The organism is Vibrio sp. 378 (assembly GCF_033339435.1).
Genome location: NZ_JAWOUO010000002.1, coordinates 323,015 through 346,235 on the forward strand (window position 1 = coordinate 323,015; position 23,221 = coordinate 346,235).

General features: G+C 44.4%; 25 protein-coding genes. 17 read left to right on the forward strand and 8 right to left on the reverse strand.

What is annotated here, in order from left to right; all coding sequences use genetic code 11:
* Window positions 1-24 precede the first annotated feature (24 nt).
* Genes fliI through R7Q48_RS04875 form a run of 7 tightly spaced genes read right to left on the reverse strand, consistent with a single transcriptional unit; the run spans window position 25 to window position 7,583 of the window.
* Window positions 25-1,371, reverse strand: a complete 1,347-nt coding sequence (gene fliI / locus R7Q48_RS04845; RefSeq protein WP_256903048.1) for a flagellar protein export ATPase FliI — start codon at window positions 1,369-1,371, stop codon at window positions 25-27.
* On the reverse strand, window positions 1,364-2,119 hold the full coding sequence (gene fliH / locus R7Q48_RS04850) for a flagellar assembly protein FliH (protein WP_005375050.1): 756 nt from the start codon (window positions 2,117-2,119) through the stop codon (window positions 1,364-1,366). Before fliH ends, fliI begins: the two co-directional genes overlap by 8 nt.
* A gap of 4 nt (window positions 2,120-2,123) precedes the next feature.
* Window positions 2,124-3,137, reverse strand: a complete 1,014-nt coding sequence (locus tag R7Q48_RS04855) for a flagellar motor switch protein FliG (protein ID WP_005375048.1) — start codon at window positions 3,135-3,137, stop codon at window positions 2,124-2,126.
* Entirely contained in the window at window positions 3,106-4,857 is a 1,752-nt protein-coding gene (fliF, locus tag R7Q48_RS04860; RefSeq protein WP_005384024.1) for a flagellar basal-body MS-ring/collar protein FliF, read from the reverse strand. The genes R7Q48_RS04855 and fliF overlap by 32 nt, the downstream gene beginning before the upstream one ends.
* Window positions 4,858-4,860: 3 nt before the next feature.
* Complete coding sequence (fliE, locus tag R7Q48_RS04865) at window positions 4,861-5,217, reverse strand: flagellar hook-basal body complex protein FliE (RefSeq protein ID WP_005375045.1); 357 nt, start codon at window positions 5,215-5,217, stop codon at window positions 4,861-4,863.
* Window positions 5,218-5,232: 15 nt separating this feature from the next.
* Window positions 5,233-6,564, reverse strand: coding sequence for a sigma-54 interaction domain-containing protein (locus R7Q48_RS04870; protein WP_031778880.1), 1,332 nt, complete (start codon window positions 6,562-6,564; stop codon window positions 5,233-5,235).
* Window positions 6,564-7,583, reverse strand: a complete 1,020-nt coding sequence (locus R7Q48_RS04875) for an OmpA family protein (protein ID WP_158173237.1) — start codon at window positions 7,581-7,583, stop codon at window positions 6,564-6,566. The genes R7Q48_RS04870 and R7Q48_RS04875 overlap by 1 nt, the downstream gene beginning before the upstream one ends.
* 379 nt (window positions 7,584-7,962) lie before the next feature.
* Here R7Q48_RS04875 and R7Q48_RS04880 point away from each other — a divergent pair, with 379 nt between their 5' ends.
* From R7Q48_RS04880 to lafA, 9 genes are all read left to right on the forward strand, one after another.
* Window positions 7,963-8,781, forward strand: coding sequence for a FliM/FliN family flagellar motor switch protein (locus R7Q48_RS04880; RefSeq protein ID WP_138939445.1), 819 nt, complete (start codon window positions 7,963-7,965; stop codon window positions 8,779-8,781).
* Entirely contained in the window at window positions 8,778-9,149 is a 372-nt protein-coding gene (gene fliN, locus R7Q48_RS04885; RefSeq protein ID WP_005375038.1) for a flagellar motor switch protein FliN, read from the forward strand. The genes R7Q48_RS04880 and fliN overlap by 4 nt, the downstream gene beginning before the upstream one ends.
* Window positions 9,150-9,167: 18 nt before the next feature.
* The gene (gene fliP / locus R7Q48_RS04890) at window positions 9,168-9,926 is read left to right on the forward strand and encodes a flagellar type III secretion system pore protein FliP (RefSeq protein ID WP_005375037.1); all 759 of its coding nucleotides are present in this window, start codon (window positions 9,168-9,170) and stop codon (window positions 9,924-9,926) included.
* A gap of 12 nt (window positions 9,927-9,938) precedes the next feature.
* The gene (fliQ, locus tag R7Q48_RS04895) at window positions 9,939-10,208 is read left to right on the forward strand and encodes a flagellar biosynthesis protein FliQ (protein ID WP_005375036.1); all 270 of its coding nucleotides are present in this window, start codon (window positions 9,939-9,941) and stop codon (window positions 10,206-10,208) included.
* Window positions 10,208-10,984 (forward strand): flagellar biosynthetic protein FliR, encoded by a 777-nt coding sequence (gene fliR, locus R7Q48_RS04900; RefSeq protein WP_005375027.1) that lies wholly within the window; start codon window positions 10,208-10,210, stop codon window positions 10,982-10,984. The genes fliQ and fliR overlap by 1 nt, the downstream gene beginning before the upstream one ends.
* Window positions 10,981-12,108: a flagellar biosynthesis protein FlhB gene (flhB, locus tag R7Q48_RS04905; RefSeq protein WP_005375025.1), complete on the forward strand. Its 1,128-nt coding sequence runs from the start codon at window positions 10,981-10,983 to the stop codon at window positions 12,106-12,108. Before fliR ends, flhB begins: the two co-directional genes overlap by 4 nt.
* Window positions 12,109-12,139: 31 nt before the next feature.
* A complete protein-coding gene (gene flhA / locus R7Q48_RS04910; RefSeq protein WP_005375024.1) occupies window positions 12,140-14,230 on the forward strand; it encodes a flagellar biosynthesis protein FlhA in 2,091 nt (696 codons plus the stop codon).
* A gap of 19 nt (window positions 14,231-14,249) precedes the next feature.
* Window positions 14,250-15,020: an EAL domain-containing protein gene (locus R7Q48_RS04915; protein ID WP_005375023.1), complete on the forward strand. Its 771-nt coding sequence runs from the start codon at window positions 14,250-14,252 to the stop codon at window positions 15,018-15,020.
* A 301-nt stretch (window positions 15,021-15,321) separates the two neighbouring features.
* Window positions 15,322-16,173 carry a lateral flagellin LafA gene (lafA, locus tag R7Q48_RS04920; protein WP_005375019.1) on the forward strand — a complete coding sequence of 284 codons (852 nt, stop codon included), beginning with the start codon at window positions 15,322-15,324 and terminating at the stop codon, window positions 16,171-16,173.
* 70 nt (window positions 16,174-16,243) lie between these two features.
* Here the strand turns inward: lafA and R7Q48_RS04925 are convergent, their stop codons facing one another.
* Complete coding sequence (locus R7Q48_RS04925) at window positions 16,244-16,531, reverse strand: hypothetical protein (RefSeq protein WP_005375016.1); 288 nt, start codon at window positions 16,529-16,531, stop codon at window positions 16,244-16,246.
* Window positions 16,532-16,947: 416 nt separating this feature from the next.
* Here R7Q48_RS04925 and fliD point away from each other — a divergent pair, with 416 nt between their 5' ends.
* Genes fliD through R7Q48_RS04965 form a run of 8 tightly spaced genes read left to right on the forward strand, consistent with a single transcriptional unit; the run spans window position 16,948 to window position 23,214 of the window.
* Window positions 16,948-18,294, forward strand: coding sequence for a flagellar filament capping protein FliD (gene fliD, locus R7Q48_RS04930; protein WP_042521679.1), 1,347 nt, complete (start codon window positions 16,948-16,950; stop codon window positions 18,292-18,294).
* A 32-nt stretch (window positions 18,295-18,326) separates the two neighbouring features.
* A complete protein-coding gene (fliS, locus tag R7Q48_RS04935) occupies window positions 18,327-18,713 on the forward strand; it encodes a flagellar export chaperone FliS (protein WP_005375014.1) in 387 nt (128 codons plus the stop codon).
* The gene (locus R7Q48_RS04940; protein WP_005375013.1) at window positions 18,697-19,017 is read left to right on the forward strand and encodes a hypothetical protein; all 321 of its coding nucleotides are present in this window, start codon (window positions 18,697-18,699) and stop codon (window positions 19,015-19,017) included. The genes fliS and R7Q48_RS04940 overlap by 17 nt, the downstream gene beginning before the upstream one ends.
* Window positions 19,014-20,087 (forward strand): flagellar hook-length control protein FliK, encoded by a 1,074-nt coding sequence (locus R7Q48_RS04945; protein ID WP_256903049.1) that lies wholly within the window; start codon window positions 19,014-19,016, stop codon window positions 20,085-20,087. Before R7Q48_RS04940 ends, R7Q48_RS04945 begins: the two co-directional genes overlap by 4 nt.
* A 22-nt stretch (window positions 20,088-20,109) precedes the next feature.
* Window positions 20,110-20,610, forward strand: a complete 501-nt coding sequence (gene fliL, locus R7Q48_RS04950) for a flagellar basal body-associated protein FliL (RefSeq protein ID WP_005375011.1) — start codon at window positions 20,110-20,112, stop codon at window positions 20,608-20,610.
* Window positions 20,611-20,622: 12 nt separating this feature from the next.
* A complete protein-coding gene (locus R7Q48_RS04955) occupies window positions 20,623-21,351 on the forward strand; it encodes a FliA/WhiG family RNA polymerase sigma factor (RefSeq protein WP_005375008.1) in 729 nt (242 codons plus the stop codon).
* A gap of 10 nt (window positions 21,352-21,361) precedes the next feature.
* Window positions 21,362-22,219 carry a flagellar motor stator protein MotA gene (gene motA, locus R7Q48_RS04960; protein ID WP_005375006.1) on the forward strand — a complete coding sequence of 286 codons (858 nt, stop codon included), beginning with the start codon at window positions 21,362-21,364 and terminating at the stop codon, window positions 22,217-22,219.
* Window positions 22,219-23,214, forward strand: coding sequence for a flagellar motor protein MotB (locus R7Q48_RS04965; protein ID WP_005375003.1), 996 nt, complete (start codon window positions 22,219-22,221; stop codon window positions 23,212-23,214). Before motA ends, R7Q48_RS04965 begins: the two co-directional genes overlap by 1 nt.
* Window positions 23,215-23,221: the final 7 nt, after the last annotated feature.

Genomic DNA, 23,221 nt, shown 5'->3' on the forward strand with positions numbered 1-23,221 from the left:
TTCAGCCTTGTCACTCCCATTTGATTAAGCACTTTGAAAAAGCTGCGCGAGCTCGGTCAAACTGGTTGTGTAATCTACAGACTCATTGGCAGCTTGTTGTAGATATGCACGCAAGTTTGGATACATAGCAACAGATTGATCTAACTCAGGATCTTGTCCTGGTTGATAACCCCCTAATGGCAGTAACTCTTTAACCTGAAGGTAGTTGGAGTACATTTGACGGAAGTTATTCGCAATCGTGCTGTGTGCGTCCTGCGTACAAGTATTCATACAACGGCTAATAGACGCGTTGATATCTATCGCGGGATAATGCCCTTGTTCAGCCAGTTGACGCGATAAAACGACATGCCCATCTAAGATGGCGCGCGCGGAATCCACAACAGGATCTTGTTGGTCGTCTCCTTCTGCCAATACGGTGTAAATTGCCGTTAAGCTACCATGTTGATTTTCACTGTTACCCGCTCGCTCTAGGAGTTGAGGTAACACGCTGAAGACTGAGGGCGGATAACCACGAGAAGCTGGAGGCTCTCCGAGCGAAAGAGCGATTTCGCGCTGTGCCATGGCGTATCGGGTTAGAGAGTCCATCAGAAGTAGAACGTCTTTGCCTTGGTCTCGGAAATACTCTGAAACGCGATGACAAAGTAGTGTCGCTCTTAACCTCATTAGCGGGGATTCATCAGCAGGAGCCGCGATAATAATCGCTTTCTTGCGCGCTTCTGGGGTTAAGTTTCTCTCGATGAACTCACGTACTTCTCTGCCTCGCTCACCGATAAGCCCGACCACAATTACATCGGCCTCCGTGTTTTTGGTGATCATCCCCATTAACACACTTTTACCGACGCCACTGCCAGCCATCAAACCAATACGTTGGCCTTTGCCTACCGTCAATAGTCCATTAATCGCTCGCACGCCTACGTTGAGTGGTGTATCAACTGGGCGTCGCTTCAGTGGGTTAATCGGTTTTGGTTCAAGTGAAACTCGCTCTCCCCCCTTAAGCGGAGCCCCGTCATCTAGCGGCTCACCTAAACCATTCAGTACGCGTCCTAACCACTGAGAGCTTAGCTGCACGGTACTGTCACCATCAAGAGGGATGACTTTTGCACCTGCAAACAGACCACCTAAACGGCGGATAGGCATGAGGTAAGCAATAGTGTGTTCAAAGCCCACAACTTGCGCTTCGATCATATCGCCTTCCGCGGTTTCTACGAGACAACGCTGCTCAAGCTTAAACCGACACCCTACGGCTTGTAACATTAAGCCGTTTACTTTTATCAATCGCCCTGTTACGCGAGCAACAGGGATTGAATCGAGCGAAGCCAAGGCTTCGCTCAAACGCTCACTTAATAGTTCATGGCTTAGGGTATTACTCATGCTCAGACTCTACCTGTGGAATACTGACTTCATCCAAAAGGTGTTGCTTTACATTGTCCATACAGGCTTCCAGGCGAGAGTCGCAGCTCGCATCCGCTTCTGCGTCATCAGTCACTAGCTGGCAACCACCAATAGGAAGCTCTGTATTAGGGACCAGTTTCCAAGATTGCGGCAGATCAGCATTGATGTGAGTAATGCGCTCTAAATCTTGCGGATTTAAATGCACAGTTACTGTTTCCGCTTTACCAGGCATGGCAGACAATGTCTCGTCCACCAAAGCTAGGATCTGCTGAGGCATTAAAGTGAGCTCGGCACGAATCACTTGCTGAGCTACCTTTTGTACCAGTTCACAAATCATATGGCGTTGTTGCTGCTCTTTTTCATCCTGCCAACGAGAAAGGGCGTGAAAAAGTTCATTGACAGGCTTCGCCGCCTCCAAAAAGCCTTGCTTTCCAGACTGCTCACCGGAAACAAAGCCTTTTTGGAAACCTTCTTTTTGGCCTTCCAACAGACCTTGTTGCTTGCCCTGTTCGATACCTTGGCGTAAGCCTTCTTCATGTCCTTGTTGCAAACCTTGTTGAAAACCTTCTTCAAGTTGCTGTTGGATATCTATTTGAGGTTCTTGCCAGCCTTGGTTATCTAGCCCGAATTCGTCTTCGATAGTCTTAGGTTGCGCTAAAGGCGGAAAACGGTGTAAACGATACCCGCTCGGAGGCAATCGCATAGTACTTGATTTTGTCTCTAGCATGACCTTACTCCACCGTTGGCTCTTCATAGAGAAGCAGCTGAACTTCACCAGATTCATCCAGCTCACGTACCATTTGCATGATGTCTTGACGTGCTTTTTGAACTCGACTTAACGCAACAGCGCCGCGTGCGTCCATGTCATCTTCTAGCGCTTTTACCATACGTTGCGGCATTGAACGCTTAATAGCTTGTTGTAAGGTAATATCGGAACCTTTTAGCGCAACTGCCCACAACTCTAGCGGGATTTGCTGCACCAACATGTCCATAGTTTCTTCGCGTTGTCGGCCAAGAACCATAAAGTCGAACATGTTTTCTTCGATTGCATTAACAACATCTTCATCATGCAACTTCAGCATTTCCATCAATGAACCACGGTCACCTTCAAAGCGGTTAATGATATCTGCTGCTTGCTTAACACCTGATAACGGCGTGCTTTGACTTGCGGATACTTTTTCGATGCAACGCTCAACGAGTTCATGCAAATCAACAGCAACTTGATGATCGATATCTTGCAATTGAGCAATACGGAACAAGATTTCGTCATGGTAATCTTGTGGCAAGTGCTTCAATACCGCTGAAGAGCTGTCCGCTGGCAAATACGCTAGAAAAATTGCTTGCATTTGTGGGTGCTCGTTCACAATGAAACGAGCGAGAGTTTCTGCTTCCACCCACTGTAAGCGCTGCATATTGTTGCGAATTTCATCGCCATATAAGGTATTTAATAACCCTTTTGCCAAATCGTTACCCAATGCTTTACGCAATGTATTAGATAGGTATTCCTTAGAGGCTCCTCGAATACCGCTGTGCTCACGGAAATCTTCAAAGAAAGTTTGAATAACACCACGAGCAGAATCGCTCTTAATGCCATTTAACTTCGCCATTGCACGAGTCACACGCTGGGTTTCATCACGGCTAAAGTGTTGCAAAACCTTCGCTGCGGCATCCTCGCCCATGCCTAATAGCACGAGCGCGGTTTGTTCAACATAACTAAGCGTCTGCTTTGATAGAACTGTGTTCATTGATGTTTACCCATTGTTTCAGTATTTCGGCTACGCGCTCTGGCTCTTCATTAGCAATAAGCTGTAGGTGTTTCAATTGAATTTCTAATGGCGAACCTGCTGGTGGTAGCATGTCGCTGTTTACATCTAAACCTGAAGAGGCTGAGATGCCTTTTTCAGATAGGCGGCGATCAAGTACTTCTTCATGCTCGCGCTCTTCACGCGTTTGCAAGTTTTCGTAGTCAGGTTCTTCCTGAGGCTCAGCAAAATTTAGCTCAGGCACAGGTTTATCAACGCCAGTTAGGTGCATGATTAATGGACGCAGTACGAAGAAGATCATCGCCAAGCCTAACAAGCCACCAATAACGTAGCGTATTGGCTGCTGTACTGTAGGGTCTTGCCACCACGGCAGTGCAGGAGGAGCATCAATTTCGATTGGGGTGAAGTTGAAACTCATTAAACTTAAGCTGTCACCTCGTGTGGCAGAGATACCAACAGCATCCATGATCATGTTTGAGATTTGCTCTTTATCGGCTTCACTCCACGCCACACCATCTGGCGAAGCTTTGGAGTTCAACAGAACCGAGACACTAAGCTTTTCTATTTGGCCTTGTTGGTATTGAGTACGACGAACACTACTACCTACAGCATATTGACGATTCACTTCAGATCGCGCATTCGTGTTTTGGCTATCGTTCGTTTCCACTTCACCAGATCCTGTCACTGGCGGTTGGTTACTTAGAGAACCAGGAACACCCAATGCAATTTGATCAACCGAGTTGTTATGAATGGTGTGCTCATTACGCACAACCGGCGCGTTATCCAAAATTTCTTGTGTTTCTTCAACTTGGCTAAAGTCCAGATCGGCAGCGACTTGTACGCGGAAGTTACTCGGCCCCACAATCGGCGTAAGCATATCTGCTGCGCGTTGGATGATCTGTTTTTCAACACTCTTCTGGTATTCAAGATATTTCGCGTTTACTTTGCCGGCTTCCGCAGAAGCGACATCCGCACTAAGAAGACGGCCATACTGGTCAATGACAGAAACAAATTCTGGCTTCATTGCCGTGACACTGCCAACCACTAGGTTAATGATCGCTTCAACTTGTTCAGGCTTTAAGTCTTCACCAGGTTTGAGCTCAAGCATGACAGATGCTGAAGGATTCTCACTGTTTTGGCGGACGAATAGAGTTTGACGAGGTATTGCTAAATGAACACGCGCGTTCGCTACTGAGTTCAAAGACATGATAGTACGTACTAACTCACCTTCTAAACCATGACGATAACGCGCCGTTTCCATAAATTGGCTCGTACCAAGAGAGCTATCTTCCTTGAGCGAATCCAAACCTGTCGGCAGCTTAGCTTTAACACCTTTTGATGCAAGCAACATGCGCACCTTCGCAACCTCACCTTCAGGTACAAGAACTTGTCCATTTTGCTCTTGCATGCGGTAGCTTACGCCTTCGCTTTCTAATACCGACACAATTTCGCCGATATCAAAACGCTCTTGTTGGCTATATAGCGGACGAAAGCTCTGCGAGGAACTCCATAGTGCAACCACAATAATCGCTGCAACAATCGCAGCTAACACCGCAGATAGCACTAAGTTTCTCTGACTGCTAGACCAGATTTGCTTCAGCTTCGTTGTCACATCGTCCATGCCGTTGGCAGTAGAAAATGTCTGTGCTGTGCCGGTAGCCATAGCTGTGTTTCCGGCGACTTGGGGGGTTAGTTCTGACATGAATTACACCGGCATCTTCATAATATCTTCAAATGAGGTCACGACTTTGTTGCGCACTTGCATCAAAGCATTAAAGGACAAGCTGGCTTTTTGGCTCGCGACCATTGCACCAACTAGGTCATCACTTTTTCCTGTTTCTACGGCCGTCATTTTTTGACTAGCCACTGATTGATGTTGATTCACTGTATCCAACACATTTGTCATCGCTTGTGAGAACGATAAAGGTGCGTTTAGTGATTGTTGATCTAAAGGATTTGCACTCACGATAAACTCTGGCGGCTGCACTTGTGCCTGCATCGCCTGCATTTTTGACAACATAAGTTGCTCTGCCGAGACCGCATGAGTAGGTTGACTTGCCATCTATTTTTTCTCCTATTAGGCAGCCGAGCCTAGTGCCGACTGTAAATCAATACCATGTTCTCGCATTGCTGCGAGCTTGTAGCGTAGCGCTCGAGTAGAGACTCCAAGCGCGTTTGCGGTTTTCGTTCGGTTTCCACCAAACTGACGTAACTTTTCCAAAATAAACTGATATTCAGCTTGCTTCTTCGCTTCTACATGACCAAAACTTGAAGTTGGCTCTGCTGTAGGAACTGACGCGACAAGCTCAATAGGCAGCATCAGGTCATGGGCTGTAATGTAATCACCATGACGCATGACCAAAGCGCGTTGAATGACATTTTCCAACTCACGAATATTGCCCGGCCAGTGATACTGACTCAGCGCACTAATCGCATCTTGGGATAGGTGACAGCGGCTGCTATCTTGATACTTTTCAATAAAGAATTGGCTAATCGGTAGAATGTCCTCTTTTCTTTCACGCAAAGGCGGCCAGTGCAGAGGCAGCACATCTAATCGATAATAAAGATCTTCACGGAACGTGCCTTTTTGAACTTCCTCACGTAAGTCTTTGTTGGTTGCCGCAATAACACGAATATCGAGCTGAACGGCTTTATGGCTACCAACACGTTCTACTTCACGCTCTTGAAGGACGCGTAACAATTTAGCTTGAACCGCAGGTGACATTTCACCAATCTCGTCAAGCAGAATCGTCCCGCCATTTGCTTCTTCAAACTTACCGCTTTGAGAATTTGTCGCTCCGGTGAACGCGCCTTTTACATGACCGAATAGCACAGCCTCTAACATTGACTCTGGAATGGCGGCACAGTTAACCGCCACAAATGGACCATTGATACGCGGAGAGTGCTCATGCACATATCGCGCCAGCACTTCTTTACCCGTTCCCGATTCACCTGTAATAAGCACACTCGCGTTAGTACATGCTGCACGATGCGCTAATTGCAGAACTTGTTTGCTTCTCCAAGACTCCGCAACAATGTTGGCCATTGGCTTACCTAACGCTTCAACACGTTTAAGCAGATTAACCAACTGATTAGATTCAAATGGGCGTAATAGATAATCAGTAGCGCCCGCTTTCATCGTCTCAGCAGCCAAGATGCCTTGTTCTTGGTCGACAATCGCAATAACAACACCCGAATTTCGCTGCTTTTGGTGACACGCGACAAACTCACGAACACACATATCCGGCAGCGTAGAGCTCACTAAAGTGATTTCTGCTCGCTCTTCAAGCAAAGCGCCTCGACCAGTACGAGTGTGTTTCGCGGTGTAACCTGCATTTTGCAACACATCCAATACTGGTTGAGCAAGAGCTTCATTTGGCTCAACCAACAAAATTTTCGTTTTCGTCATCATTGAACCTTAACTTTCGTTTGTTGATTTTGTGATTGTAGATCTGGGTGGTGTTTCGTAGCCGTATACTCGTTGTCCCTCACTAAACGCAGGGTGACACGTCGGTTTTTTGCTTGGCCATTAACCGAGTTATTGCTGGCAATTGGGTAACGCGAACCATGAGCTCGTGTTTCGATCATCGACTCGTCGACCCCAAGCTCAATCAAAGCGTTGGTGACTTGCTCTGCTCGAGTACGTGACACAGAAAGGTTCGTTAAACTTGAACCAACGTTATCGGTGTGACCGTCGATGAGGATTTTGGTCACTCGATCATCCACAGATACATAGCTATACAGCGCTTCTAGTGTTGCTTTCTGTCCACGACTTAACGTCTTCTGACCAAACTCAAATGAGAGCGCCATATCCCTTGCCTCTGAAAAAGACAATTTAGGCAATCGCGCGCGACACACATTAAATGATTTCAATGCGTTTTGAATTTGAAGAGTAGGAATCACAATCTCTGAAACAGAGGAAGCATTACTTCCTTTAAGTGACAGCGTCACCCAACTACCCGAAGCAATTGAATCCATGAATTCTTCAGCGCCTTTATTAAAGATGAAACGCTGAGACGGCTTAGTAAATTCAAGGGAACCAAATTCTTTTCTATAAAGCTCATCACTCCAAGGAGCATTTTGAGTTGTTAAAGCAATCGTTTTCCATTTATTGTTTTCATATTCTATATCGGAAATAAAATAGAATTTATTATTAGGTTCCGCTAGGAAATAAAACTTCCCATAGTCATTATTTGATTGCAACAAGTTGCATTTGAATTTATTTCCCTCATATGTCCATTTAGAGAGGTCCATAGGGATTGTTAAGACTTCTTCTGAATATGACACTTTTGAAAAAATAAAACTGATAACAATAATTGTGTTACAAATTATCAAACGGACATGATTCATGTATATCTTACATTCCCATGACTTAAACCGTTTAATTAAATATGCCACCAAGCCGAGAGAACTGGCATAGCTAATCATTTTAATTACCTATTCTGAATATTAAAATTGGTTACAAAACGCTCAAGAGAGCACGCTTAGCCTCCAACGGAAGCTTTAAGCATAAAAAACAGTATCTTATAATTTATTTATTTGAAGTTGTTGTTACGCCATAAAGGCAATTTAAAAAAGCTATAACAACTAAAACGCTCAACATTGTTATTTTATTTATTAAGCGATTTATAAAGAAAACTAACTCTTTTTAAATTTCATTAAAAGATTATGACTATATGAACAAAGCAACATGTGAACTAAAGTCACAATCTTAGAGTTTGGAGCTAAAAGATCATTAAAATTTCTGTGTAGACTACACGCCATTAAGTTAAAACACTTTCGATTGTTAACGCACGGTAAAATATAAATGGAAAATAGAGTTAGCGAGCCTATTTCTGATAGTCAACTACTTGATGTAGAATTATTAGGCAAACCTATTCATATCATTCGTGAGAAGCTCGATAATTTAATTTCAGAATCTTGCTCAAACCTTACGACTGAATTACAAAATTGGCTCAGCACAGGAAAAGTGGAAGCTAGCTTAACCTCAGTAGACTTGCACCGCTTTACATCGGTTGAGATGGACAAAGAGCAAACGTCGACCTATCAACATCAGGAAGGCGGCATGGTATTCATCCATGGTAACCCTCACACGCTAATAAAGTTGGCTGATAGATTTTATGGTGCAAGTGCAGAGCGCTCAGCCGCTACTCTGACGGCCAGTGACTTACGTTTACAAGAGCGCATCAGTCGAATCATCATCGGTTGGCTTGCTCCTGGTGAAATGTGGGACACGGGTGAGTATGAGACCCCTAGAGGAATTGGCATTAACGTTCAATTAAACATTGCGTTTGACGATCATCAAGGCTCAATTCATCTCAAGCTAGATAGTCATCTTATTCAAACGCTGATCGAGCAGCTTGAACTGCAACCTGATACCGATTTGTTTCAACCTTTCTGTCGTTCTTTAGAGACGACCCCCGTTCGACTGAACGTTGTTCTAAGTAAAAAGAAGATGCCTTTAAGTGATGTGGTTGGCTTACAACCCAACGATATTTTACCTATTGAGCTTCTTAACACGGTTCCAGTAAGCATTGGCAACCAATCTCTATTTACAGGTCGTATTGCCGAGCAAGACGGCCAACTTGTTTTGATCTTTAACCCTGATAAGGAACCGCAGCGATGAGCGAAGCGCTAGAAACTAATGCATTCGACGCAGAAGAACTGAACTTTGATGATTTTCAATTAGAAGACTTTGAAGCCGAAGATACGCTCCAACAAGAACCAGCCACTGCGGAACGTGACCTTAGCTTTTTCAAAAGCATTCCTGTCACAGTCACGCTGGAAGTTGCGAGTAAGGAGATCCCACTTGGGGACTTAATGAAAGCGGGTGAAGGCACGGTTATCGAGTTGGAAAAGCTCAATGGCGAGCCTTTAGACGTGAAAGTAAACGGTTCTCTTATGGGCCACGCTGAAGTTGTCGTTGTCAATGATAAGTATGGACTTCGTCTGATCGATGTACATGACTCTGCATTGAGTGGCGTTGGTCAATAATCTTAGGTAGGCATCACAATGAAAAATCTGAGCGCTTGGCACCGTTGGTTACCTCTTTTGGTATTGGTGTCACTTTTGTTTGCTTTCCCAACAATGGCGGCTGACAACGGCTTAACTATCTTGTCCGTTTCTGATGGCGACACACAACAAGAATACAGCGTTAAACTGCAAATTCTGTTGTTGATGACGGCGCTCAGTTTTCTTCCAGCATTTATTTTGATGGCGACGAGCTTTACTCGAATTGTCGTTGTCCTTGCGATTTTGCGCCAAGCTCTTGGTCTTCAACAAAGCCCACCTAACAGAGTGTTGGTCGGGATCGCTCTCGCATTGACGTTACTGATTATGCGCCCTGTCTGGAGCGATATTTATGAAAATGCGTTTCAGCCATACGACAACGGCGAAATCACGCTAATACAGGCTTTTTCTGTTGCAGAGAAACCAGTGAGAGAGTTCATGTTGGCACAGACGCACCAAAGCTCTCTTGAACAAATGTTACGTATTGCCAATGAGCCTCTCGACCAAAACGTTGAGGATATTTCATTTGCCGTTGTCTTGCCTGCATTTGTCATTAGTGAACTGAAAACCGCCTTCCAAATTGGTTTTATGCTTTTCATCCCGTTTTTGGTCATCGACTTGGTTGTCGCCAGTGTCCTGATGGCAATGGGTATGATGATGCTATCACCTTTGATTGTCTCACTTCCCTTTAAGTTGGTGGTATTTGTACTCGTGGATGGTTGGGCAATGACAGTTGGCACCTTATCTGCCAGCTTCGGTTAACTAGGAGCAGTTATGACCCCAGAACTAACCGTAACGTTATTTTCCGATGCAGTATGGCTGATCATTTTGATGGTTGCCGTATTGGTTGTTCCAGGCTTAATTGTCGGTTTGTGTATCGCCGTATTTCAGGCTGCCACACAAATCAACGAGCAAACACTCAGCTTTTTGCCACGTTTGCTCGTTACCTTATTAATGGTGATTTTTGCAGGTCACTGGATGCTCCGTAAGATCATGGAACTGTTTGATTTCTTGTTCCACAACATACCAGGGATGATTGGCTAATGGCCATCACATTTGCAGAGCTCTCGGCGATACTCGGTCAACTCTGGTGGCCGTTTTTTCGTGTGGGAGCCGTATTTATTTCAATGCCTTTCTTTGGTGATGCGATTATTCCTGTTTGGGTTCGTACTTTACTGGCCCTCTCGATCGTTGTCATTACTGGACCGTTAATGCCACCCATGCCACAAGTCGAGTTATTCTCTATGACTTCTCTGTTCCTTGCTTTTGAGCAAGCTATTTGGGGGGTAATGTTTGGGTTAATTTTGCACATGCTCTTTAACGTTTTCACCATGCTTGGTCAGGTGATTTCTCTGCAAATGGGCTTAGGTATGGCGATGATGAATGATCCTATTAACGGGCTTTCTGTCGCCATTTTGGGACGCATATTTCTGATTTTCTCAACCTTGTTGTTTCTTGCGCTAGAAGGACACTTACTCGTCATAGATATCGTGATTCAAAGCTTTGTTGTTTGGCCAGTCGGATCTGGTATCACATCGCTTTCTCTGCAAGGTGTTGTCAATATTTTCGGTTGGATGTTTGCCTCTTCACTAGCTTTGGCTTTGCCCGCTATTGTTTCCATGCTTCTAGCCAACATCAGTTTTGGTGTAATGAACCGAGCCGCACCATCACTTAATGTCTATGCGTTAGGTTTTCCTATGACGATGCTGCTGGGTCTATTCAGCGTATTAATCTCAGTTTCTGGTGTTCCTGGTCGCTACACGGCGCTCGTTCACGACACCATTAGACACTTGAGTAACTTTATGTTGGGGGGAGCATGAGCGATCAATCTTCTCAAGACAAAACTGAAAAAGCCTCACCGCAGAAGGTAAAGAAAGCCCGCCAGGAAGGACAAATTCCTCGCGCGAAAGAGTTTACTACTGCGGTGATATTTCTAGCGGTGGCGCTCTACTTTTACTCTCAGCTTAATAGTATTTGGGAAAGCATGTCGGGGATCTTTCGCTACAACATGATGCTGACGCGAGCCGACCTAGAAAATCCTAAACAACTTGTCGAGCAATTGGGACAAAGTTTAGCGGTCATCATCGACATGCTATTACCATTGTTTACCGTCATTATTATCGTGACCTGTGGTAGTAGCCTTGTGCTAGGCGGCTGGATGTTCCGTCCCGCGAACGTGATGCCAAAGCTGAGCAAAATTAATCCTTTGAGCGGGATAAAGCGCATTTTTTCGACCCGCTCAGTGGTTGAGCTCTTAAAGTCGACGTTCAAAGTAGCCGTCATCTTCGGCATCTTATATGGCTACTTAGACAACCACTTACAGCCATTACTTGGCATGCAAAATCTCCCGCTCAGCCAAGGTTTTTCTCTAGTAATGTCAATTCTGTTTGAAGGCTTACTCTTAATGGGCTTTGCATTGTTGTTATTTGGGGTTATCGACATTCCTTATCAGCGTTGGGAACACCTAAAAGAACTCCGCATGACGAAACAAGAATTGAAAGAGGAATTTAAAAATAATGAAGGTCGTCCGGAAGTAAAACAACGTATTCGTCAAATACAGCAACAGTTTGCGCGCCGTAAGATCGATAAAATGGTGCCGACGGCTGACGTGATCATCACAAACCCAACGCACTACGCAGTCGCACTGAAATACGAGCCTTCGCTTTCTGACGCGCCCTTTGTCGTCGCAAAAGGCGTAGACGAAACTGCTATGCACATTCAACGTATCGCCCGAGAAAACAAAGTGGAAATCATTAACTCCCCGCCACTTACCCGTTCGATTTATCACACGACGGCGATTGAACAAGCAATCCCAAGCCAACTGTACATCGCAGTGGCACATATTCTTACTTACGTTTTGCAATTGAAAGCCTTTCGTAAAGGTGAGGGAAAAGAGCCAATTCCTTTACCTCATTTTTCGATTCCAAAACATTTGCAGCACTGATTAACCCGCGTTTATCCAAGGACACGAAAGTATGCTTAACCGGTTAAAACAACTTCAAACATCAACCAAAGGCTACGTTGGCATTCCAATCGTCTTGCTAATGATATTAGCAATGGTGATTCTTCCTTTGCCTCCTCTGCTACTGGATGCGCTGTTTACCTTTAATATCGTCTTAGCAATCCTAGTATTACTGGTCAGCACAACCGCAAAGCGACCATTAGATTTCTCTGTTTTTCCAACTATTTTGCTGGTCGCAACATTATTACGTCTCACATTGAACGTGGCTTCTACGCGAATTGTACTCCTAGAAGGACATAATGGTGGTGACGCAGCGGGTAAGGTCATTCAAGCATTCGGTGAAGTCGTCATTGGCGGTAACTACGTCGTTGGTATGGTGGTGTTCGTCATCTTGATGATCATCAACTTCGTCGTAATCACCAAAGGTGGTGAACGTATTTCTGAGGTTTCAGCCCGCTTTACGTTGGATGCTTTACCAGGCAAACAAATGGCAATTGATGCCGACTTAAACGCTGGCCTTATCGATCAGGAAACGGCTCGCTTACGCCGTAAAGAAGTCGCCAACGAAGCCGATTTTCATGGTTCGATGGATGGTGCATCAAAGTTTGTGCGTGGCGATGCCATCGCAGGTTTGTTGATTCTGTTTATCAATATCATTGGTGGTATCAGTATTGGTGTCTTCGAGCATGGACTCGCTGCGTCTGACGCCTTTAAAACTTATGCCCTACTCACAATCGGTGATGGTCTAGTTGCTCAAATTCCTTCACTACTGTTGGCAACGGCTGCCGCGATTATCGTTACGCGAATTAATGATAGCGATAATGGCATGTCGGAAACCATGCAAAAGCAATTACTGGCAACTCCTGCAACGCTATTTACTGTCGCAGGTATTATGGCGGTAATCGGTATGGTACCGGGTATGCCACACCTAGCCTTTTTTGCGTTTGCTGGCGCATTAGCGTTCGCAGGGTGGCGTCAAACCAAGAAGCCAGTGCAAGACTCCCAGATTGAAGAGGTCGAAGCACTTTCACAAGCAATGCAAGACGATGATACACCGCTGACATGGGATGATATTCCTCACGTCCAAACATTATCACTTGCGCTTGGTTACCGGCTCGTCCATCTAGTCAACAAAGAACAAGGGGCACCTTTATCACAACGAATTCGCGGTGTGCGTCGAAACCTTTCTGAACAAGTTGGCTTTTTATTACCTGAAGTTCGTATTCGTGACAACCTGAGCCTCAAGCCAAACCAATACACAATTTCTCTAAATGGCGAAGTCATTGAGCAAGGCTTTATTGAACCAGAGCGTTTAATGGCGATAGCGGTTGGCGAAACTTACGGTGAGGTAGATGGCATTTTGGGTAGCGATCCTGCTTATCAGTTGCCAGCTGTATGGATTGAGCATCAAGATAAAGCAAAAGCACTTAATATGGGTTACCAAGTTGTCGATGATGGCACTGTTATTGCCACTCATATTAGTAAAATCATGAAGACAAACCTTGCAGAATTGTTTACGCACGACGATGTGGAAGCAATAACCCAGCGTTTGACACAACAAGCCCCGAAACTAGCAGAAGCATTAGCAGCAGCACTTAATCCAGCGCAGCAGCTGAAAGTATATCGTCAGCTTTTATTGGACCAAGTGCCACTAAAAGATATTCGCACGATTGCCAACACAATGTTGGAATCCGCGGAAAATACAAAGGACCCGATCCTACTTGCATCTGATGTGCGCTGTGCACTAAAGCGTACGCTTGTTAACTTAATTGCAGGACAAAAGAACGAGTTAAATGTCTACGCACTGTCTGATGAGCTAGAACAAATGCTACTAACTTCACTGCAACAAGCACAATCTTCTGGTACGGTAACACTAGATAGCTTCCCAATTGAGCCAAACATTCTTGGTCAGTTCCAACAAAACTTGCCATTAATCAGACAACAGCTTAAGCAACAGGGGCTACCTCCGATCCTTCTCGTTATGCCACAGCTGCGCCCTCTTCTAGCGCGTTACGCTCGTACATTTACACAAGGGCTGGCAGTATTGTCTTACAACGAAATCCCAGAAAACAAACAAATCAATGTGGTAGGAAACCTTGGTTAATCTTATTTCAACACATGCGATGTACGAACATTTGGTTGGTCTCGCAGTACAACACATCGTCACGGATGACGATCAATTAGTCTTTGATGCTTTAAAACACAATGATGTCCAACACGCATGCCAAGCAATTAGGGAAGCTCAATCAGGGGAAGTAGAATTCCAACACCTGACGTTGAGATTTGGTATGCGTGGAGAACAAAGTGTCTATCAATTCAAACTCTCTGAACAAATGCAGTACTGCCTGGATTTGTTCAGTCTTTACCTTGCACTAAGACAAACACAATTTCAGTTAGAAGCCTTTCATCACGACTTGATTAGTAATGTTGTCGTGCCGATTCGCGTGGATGCATTACTTTGGGAGCCTGGGGTTTATTTTCTCGAACAGACGATTCAATTCCACTCTTCTGCTTTTCAACATGTGATTCCTTCTCTTCAAGCTGATGAAACGTTATGTGATCGTGATAAAGTCGCCACACTCACCAAAAAGTTAAAAGAGAATGCATATTCACTTTGGTTTGAAGTCGCGACATCGCAAGTGAACTTCGAACGCGTCGCAGACTTTAGTCCCGATATGATCAAATTGTCAGTCACACTAGAGGATAAAGAAGAAAGACACGCTTTCCTACCTATTGCTAAGTTCTTAAGAAAGCATAAATATACTTGGGTTGCCGGACGTGTAGCGAGTCAAACGGAACTTAACCGCTATCGTTTATTGGGTGCCAGTTATTATTTTGGTTATTTCAGCGATATCCCAACCTCTCTCTCCTTTCAGTCTTTTGATGAGGAATAGTTGAAACTCAACCATTTATATTTAAAACAGCACGATTTATTCGTGCTGTTTTTTTATTTATAACGGATAACCACAAGATCATTGGGCAATAGTTTCTTTAACTTAACTAAAAAATTTAGGCTTATATGATGACTTTCCCGGTTTTCATGGAATACAAATCACTAAAAATCATCAATTTTTATCTTTTTTAGAAATTTTTTAATTTTCAAATTAATCATTAAAGCCGACCGACCGCCTCTAGTTAGTGACAAGGGAATATCCCGAGGCCTGAAAGATATAGTGACTAACTAAGGAGACTAAGATGGCTTTATCAATGCACACTAACTACGCTTCGCTTGTAACTCAAAACACAATGAACACAACAAGCGGACTTCTAAACACAGCAATGGAACGTCTAAGCACAGGCTACCGTGTGAACTCAGCTGCTGATGACGCTGCTGGTCTTCAAATTGCTAACCGTCTAGAAGCGCAAACACGCGGCATGTCAGTAGCAATGCGTAACGCACAAGACGGCATCTCTATGATGCAAACTGCTGAAGGTGCGATGGATGAAATGACAAACATCGTTTACCGTATGAACGACCTTGCTACACAATCGTTGAACGGTTCAAACAGTGCAACAGACCGTGCGTCTCTTAACAAAGAGTTCACACAGCTTACTGCAGAACTAAACAACATCGTAGACAACACTAAGTTCGGTGGTCAAAACCTTCTTAAAGGCGGCGGCTTCGGTGCAGGTGACGTAACATTCCAAATCGGTGCATCTTCTGCTGAAACATTGACTGTAAGCGCAAGCGCAGGTATCGGTGAAATCACTACTATTCTTGCTGATGCAGCAATTACAGATGGTATCGATGACGCGACTAAAGCAAAAGCAGCACTAGACAAAATCAGCGGCGCTGACGGTCTAGTAGAAAAAATTGGTAGCTCTCGTGCAGACTTCGGTGCGAACATCAACCGTCTTGAGCACACTATGGCTAACCTTGGTAACATGGTAGAAAACGTTACAGCATCTAAAGGTCGTATCATGGATACAGACTTTGCAGTAGAGTCTTCAAACATGACTAAGAACCAAATGTTGATGCAAGCAGGTACAACTGTTCTGTCTCAAACTAACCAGCTTCCAAGCATGGCAATGTCACTACTACGCTAATTACTTAGTTAATAGTGCGCTTAATTTAAATCGTCTTAATTATAAAGCCTTCCTATGGAAGGCTTTATTTTTATCTACGAATATAAATAGAGCTCGTATTATCTTTGTGAGATTCAGGCACTCTGAATCCGAACTTCAACATAATATTGAATAAAACCTTATTAAACAGTTCTAATTCTATCGTCTCTAATTTACTTCCTATTTTACTATCTCTAAGTTCAGGAAAATTGAACTTAGCTTCCTTTAAGATACTAGCTATCTCATCAGAATTGATGCTCTGTTTACTTAATAGTTTTTTGTTAATGAACTCTTCATATGCACGAGCACATTTCATCAATCGTAACGCAAATTCATTCATAACTGACATTCTTTGAAACGTAAAAAATTTAATTTTTAGTGAGAACACTTGCACATCGCACTATCAAAAATAATATCAGAACGCAATTAATGCACTCTGTAAGAATTATCTGAATCAAGCTGAAGTAAAGGCTGAATATAACGTCTAATTAAAACATCTCTCCTAATTAGAACCGTCAATACAATTAAATATTTTCTTTGTTTAGGTCGCCTTTTCTTATAAGGAAATTACTTTTTCCATGGAGGAAGGCGGAACAAACAAGGTGGAAACACCACTTCCTCCCAAGAAAACAAAATAGCTTTAAACCTTTGTTTTAATTGAATTTAATATACGGCACGCATCTTGCCACTGATAATTAAACTAAGGCGTAGCATTCAAAGTATTCAAGCCAATAAGAGATGAGAGGAGCACACCTCATGAGTTCTTTAGACCCAGTAAAAATGGCAACCCAATTCGCACAATTGGACACAAACCCATTCAAAAACCGTTACCAAGCGCAAGCTAATGTGTACCAGTCACAACTGTCAGCTTTTAATAAAGTTGAAAGCGCACTACGTGATTTTCGTACTGCAATGAAAGAGATGAATAACAGCACAAACAGCATCATCAAAAACAGTGCGACACTCTCTCAAGAAGGTAACTTTACTGCAAACGCGGATGCTAAAGCGCTAACGGGTAACTATCAGATTTTTGTAGAAAAAGTGGCAACGGCGCATCAAGTATCTACAGGAATGCCTGCAGACCTTGAGGCGACGACAGAAGTACCAACAACTGGATCTTTAGAATTCACCATCAACGGTGAAACAATGACTCTAGACTTGTCCTCCGTTGATGTTAATGGTGACGGCACTGCAACGATCAGTGATTTAGCCAGTGCGATTAACAATCACACGGATAACCCTGGCGTTAACGCCACTCTAGTTCGCTCGAATGGTCAAACACACTTTATGCTATCGAGCACTGAGACTGGTGTCGAAAATAAGATCAACGTATCTGCAACGGGTACTGGCCAAGCGTGGTTTGAAGACGCCTTCACCAACCTCAAGCAAATTAACGCTCCGCAAGATGCGGTTATGTGGCTAGGTGCAAAAGACTCAGGCCTGAAACTAACCAACGCAAGTAATACTTTTGAAGGTGTCATCGACGGTGTTGACATTACCGTATCTAAACCGCAAGCCGCGGGAGATTCGCCAATCGGTTTAAAAATCGGAGCTGATAGCGAAGGCACTAAAGAACAACTAGATAAGTTTGTGGAAACCTACAATGCCCTTGTTTCGACTATCGATCAGTACACCCAAATTGGCGGTGAAGATCAGAAACGCGGCGTGCTCGCTAGCGACTCGACATTGCGTTCTATTGAGAGTCAGTTAACGGGGTTAATCCGAGGTGAACACAATGGTATGCGCCTAAGCGAAATCGGCGTGAGCCTAGACCGCAACGGTAAAATGAAAGTTGATCAAGAAAAGTTCAAAGAAGCTCAACAAACAAACAGCGCAGGCTTAGAGGCGTTGTTTAATGGGGATGACGCTTTGCTAGATTCTCTTGACGCAATGGTAGAGCCTTTCTTGAAGTTCTCATCAGGTACCTTCAGCACGCGTAAAGACGCAATACAGTCAAGCTTAGACCGAATCAAAGATAAACAAACCAATTTAGAGCGTAAGTACGAAATGTCGTACAACCGCTACCTCAAACAATTCACTCAAATGAATTCAATTATGACCCAAATGAACCAAACCATGTCCATGTTTAAAGCTCAAAAATAAGACATTTGGTTCCAAATTTAGGAGAAATATTCATGCTTATGGATTCTGGTTACGATTCGTACCAACAAGTCGATCTCGACGCTCAAGCGGCAGCAGCAAATCCACACCAATTGGTCATCATGTTAATCGATGGCCTACTCGATGAAGTTGAACGTATTCGCGGCCACCTAGCCGCAAATCGTTTGGCCGAGAAAGGGAATGGAATCAACAAATGCATGAACATCTTGATTGGACTAACAAGTGCTCTAGATGATGAAAACGGCGGTGAAATTGCGGAAAACCTACGCCAGCTGTATGACTTCTGCCAAGTCGAACTTTATTACGCTAGCGTGCAAAACGATGCAAATCGCTTGGTTAACGTTGAGCGTGTAATGGGTAACATTCGTGAAGGTTGGATGAATTTTGGACAACAAGCATAAAGTATCGCCAGAGCGATTCCGTCATTTATCTCAGCTCATCCAGTTCGCCGCAAAAACGGCCGATTGGCATGCGCTCAAGCGGTACGACTTGCAGTTGCGAGAGCTTTTGATCAGTCACAAGCCTTTTTTGAAAGATCCTAAGCTTGCACCTGAAATCCAGCGAGCGAAAACAGTGCACGCTAATGCCTTCGCAGTATTAGAGAAGTCGACCAACGAGTTGAAAAAAGAGATGAACATGGTCAATGACCATCAAGAACGCGCTATGGCCTATCAATTAGCAATGACCATGGAGCTAACTCAATGATCATACCTTCTTCAACTCAGCACTCAGTTAATTCGCCAGCTAACAATGAGGGTCACATCAAGCAAGCGAACTCGGTACACGGCTTTTCTCATGGTTTTAAATCAGGGAACAAGCAGAATGGTGAGCAAGACTTTAACTCTGCGTCAGCGGTACCGAGTTTTCACCTTACGGCCTCTACTTTGAACAGCGCAAACAAAGTACAAAGTCATGGTTTTGATACTGATGACCGCTCAGCTTCAGATCCGGATGCCAACTTGACCAGTACACCAGGGTTAACAGAATCGACTGATCTTGCAGCGCAAGCTCAAGCTTTAACCCAGGGTATGATTACCATGGCAGAGAAGCAGGCTGAGAAACTAGGAAAAGCGTCATCTTTAATGGCTGCGAGCGAAGTTAAGTCTGTTACTCAAGATTCGTCTAACGCCATGCTAAACACATCATCAAAACAAGATGTGAAGCAAAGTCTGCCGACTTCATCGAGTTCGCGTTTGCCTATCTCCGGTGCTGAGTTTCAAACTCTTTTGAATCAACCTGTTCAAGGGCAACCAACCGCATCTCTACTTCAAGCACAAGCTCCTACAACACAACCTGCACATTCACCGGTTGCGACGAGTCATATTCAAGCTCAAGGCTCTGAGTGGGCAGCGGTGCGTGTTGATACCACTGCCGGAAAGTGGGGGGAGCAAATGATGCAAGTTTTACATGATCGCGTGACGCTCCAAGCTCAACAAAATGTACAAGAAGCAAAAATCCGCCTAGACCCACCAGACTTGGGGAAACTGGATTTACTTGTACGTGTTGAAGGTGACCGATTGAGTGTCCACATCAACGCCAATGCCGCAGCAACACGAGAAGCTTTAATGCAAGTTTCGGAACGATTGCGTACTGAGTTACAAGAGCAAAACTTCGTTCATGTCGATGTCAATGTTGGCTCTGATCAAAACCAAGGTCGAAATGACCCACATGCAAACGAAGAAGACGCCAATATTTTCGCCGCACGAGAATCTGGTGCATTCCAAACCACGACAACAACTAACTATTCAGAACACTGGCTAAGCACTCAAGCTTAGTGAATCTTCGAGGAAAAAGGTTATGACCAAACAACAAATGATCGCCCTGTTTATCGCCATGATCATCACCAGTGCCCTCGTTTCGGCCGTCACAATTATGGGCGGAATCTGGTACTTAAACAAACACGCTCAAGAGTCACCTGACTCTGGTTCACTGATCGAAGACTCTCCACTGTCTTTTTTGGTCACAGAACAACCGACAAGTAAAGGTCCTAGCTTCCATCCTTTGGACAAAGTCGTTTTGACCGTTAAAGGCAAGAAACAGACTCACTTTGTGATGCTAGAACTGGCAATTGAGACACGCCGTCCAGAGCGTATCAAAGAGATCGATGAATACATGCCTATGGTACAAAACTCTCTATTAAAACTGTTTAGCGACAAAACGTTTGATCAGTTACAGCAAGCGGGTGCCATCGATATTCTGCAAGACGAAGTGAAGCAAACGCTTCTACTCGCTTTTGCTAAAACAGACATCGTCCGAGAAATCGACGATGTTTTGTTGACTAAATATGTTGTGCAATAACGGAGCACAACCATGTTAGACATGAATGTACAAGACACTTACACCACAGAAGAGGAAGTGACAACACCGTCACGACCAATTGATGAAAACGCATTGCTACAACGTCATCAGGTCATGGTAAAACGCGTAGTTAACCAGCTGCGCGTTCATGCCACTTCTCACTGTAGTATTGAAGATATGCAGCAGATAGGCCTTATCGCTCTAGTCGAGGCTGGACGCCGATATGGCGATGTTGACGATCCTCACTTTCCTGCTTTCGCCGTTTGTCGAGTTCGGGGAGCTATTTTAGACGAATTACGCCGACTAGATTGGCGTTCACGTAAGACTCGTCAACAAGCCCACGAGCTCAACGACGTGACTCGAGATCTCACTCGAACGTTAGGTCGAATGCCAACGGATGCCGAAATCATCCAGGCTTTAGGGACGAATGAGCAAGATTATTACAACCGCCAAAATGCCGCTCTCGCAGGCGAGATGCAAAGCCTTGACCAACTGATGGAGAGCAGCGGTGATAGCTACATTGGCGGGCAATACGATGGCATGGAACATGAACATATTCGTCGTAGTTTAGACAGTGCTTTGGGTAAGTTACCTAAGCGCGATCAACTGCTCCTGACTCTGTTCTATCAACATGAACTCAACTTACACGAAATAGCTCTGGTATTGGATCTGACACCACCTCGTATATGTCAGCTTCACAAACAAGCGCTGAAACAACTCAACCAATTAATGTCCTCTTAGGAGTCACAAGATGCAAAAGTTTTTTGGAGTGCTCACTATCCTGGTGTGCGTCTTCGGTGGATATATGTGGGCCGGTGGTAGCTTAGGTGCTATCTGGCAGCCAGCCGAATTCCTTATCATTATTGGCGCCGCTGCTGGTTCTTTGATCATCGGTAATCCGCCTCATGTACTAAAAGAAATGCGTCGCCAAGTGCCAGCGACCATTAAAGGTCCAACAGAAGAGCATGAGTACTACATGGAATTAATGGCACTACTCAACAACTTGCTAGAGACAGCGAGAAACCGCGGATACAAGTTTCTGGATTCTCATATTGAGGCTCCGGAGCAAAGCTCTATGTTCCTCGCTTACCCGACGATCGCCGAAGATCATCGCCTAATTTCTTTCATTACTGACAATTTACGTTTAATGGCAATGGGACAGATGTCGCCTCATGAATTAGAGGGACTGCTAGAGCAAGAAATCGAAGCAATACAGAACGAAATGCTTTTACCTTCACGCTCACTACAGCGTACAGCAGAAGCACTACCTGGCTTCGGTATTCTTGCAGCAGTTGGTGGCATCATTATCACCATGCAAGCTATTGATGGCTCAATCGCTATGATTGGGTATCACGTTGCGGCAGCTCTCGTTGGTACATTCATTGGTATTTTCGGTTGTTACTGTGGCTTAGATCCACTAAGTAACGCCATGGCTCAGCGAGTAAAACGTAATATGACTGCTTTTGAGTGCGTTCGTGCAACCTTGGTTGCCTACGTAGCGAAAAAGCCGACATTGCTCGCCATTGACGCTGGTCGTAAACATATTCAGCTAGACATCAAACCAACATTCAACCAAATGGAGAAGTGGTTAGCTGAACAGGAGGGATAATGCAAAAACAAGAGCATGTAGTGTTCAAACGTGCCAAAGTATACAGCCATGATGAGTCGTCTCATGGCGGCGCGTGGAAAGTCGCGTTTGCTGACTTCATGATCGCCCTAATGGCGCTGTTTCTTGTACTTTGGGTTATGCAGGTGGTAGACAAAGAAGAGCGTAAAGCGATTGTTGCCCACTTGCATAGTTCAAGCGTATTCGACAAGAGTTACGGCAACCCATTTGATACGTCACAAAGTATTTCTCCTATCGACTTGGCACAGGACTCTTCTGTGCCAAGTAAACACAACTCCAACCATGTGGTAAGCTCTTACTTCAAAGGTGATGGGGATGGACCAGAAATTGATTCTTTGATTCCTGGTAACTTCGATACTCAAGAGCAACTTGCCGCACTAGCGAAAGTAATTGAGCAAATGACTGCCCAAATTAATGCGCAGGGAAATGTAAACGTCACGGTGACACCACAAGGTTTGCGTATCGTCCTTCAAGATGATTACAAACAGCATATGTTCAGCCGTGGTGGTGCAGAACTTACTCCTTTTTTTGAAGATTTACTGCTCGCACTAGCACCTGTATTTCATCGTGTTAACAACCCTCTGATCATCAGCGGACACACAGATGCAATTCCATTTAAAAAGCGTTTTGGTCGTCAATCTAACTGGGCGTTATCAGCCTCTCGAGCAGACGTAGCAAGAAATACGTTAGTTGAAGGCGGTATGCCGGATGATAGAGTAATGCAGGTAACGGGTATGTCAGATAGAGCGCTGCTTAATCCTGATGAGCCAGATTCTAGCGAAAACCGTCGTATTGAGCTGTTTGTTTTAACGACTCCTGCCGCTAAAGTGCTTGAGACCCTTTTTGGCAACCACCAAGAAAGCGAACTGCAAAAAGCGAAAGATAAGGCTGAATTCAACCAACCAGTCATTCGTCAAGAAGTCATCAATTACTCCGGCGATACCGCCACCAGCGAAGTAAAAATTCAAGAATTATAATCTTAAA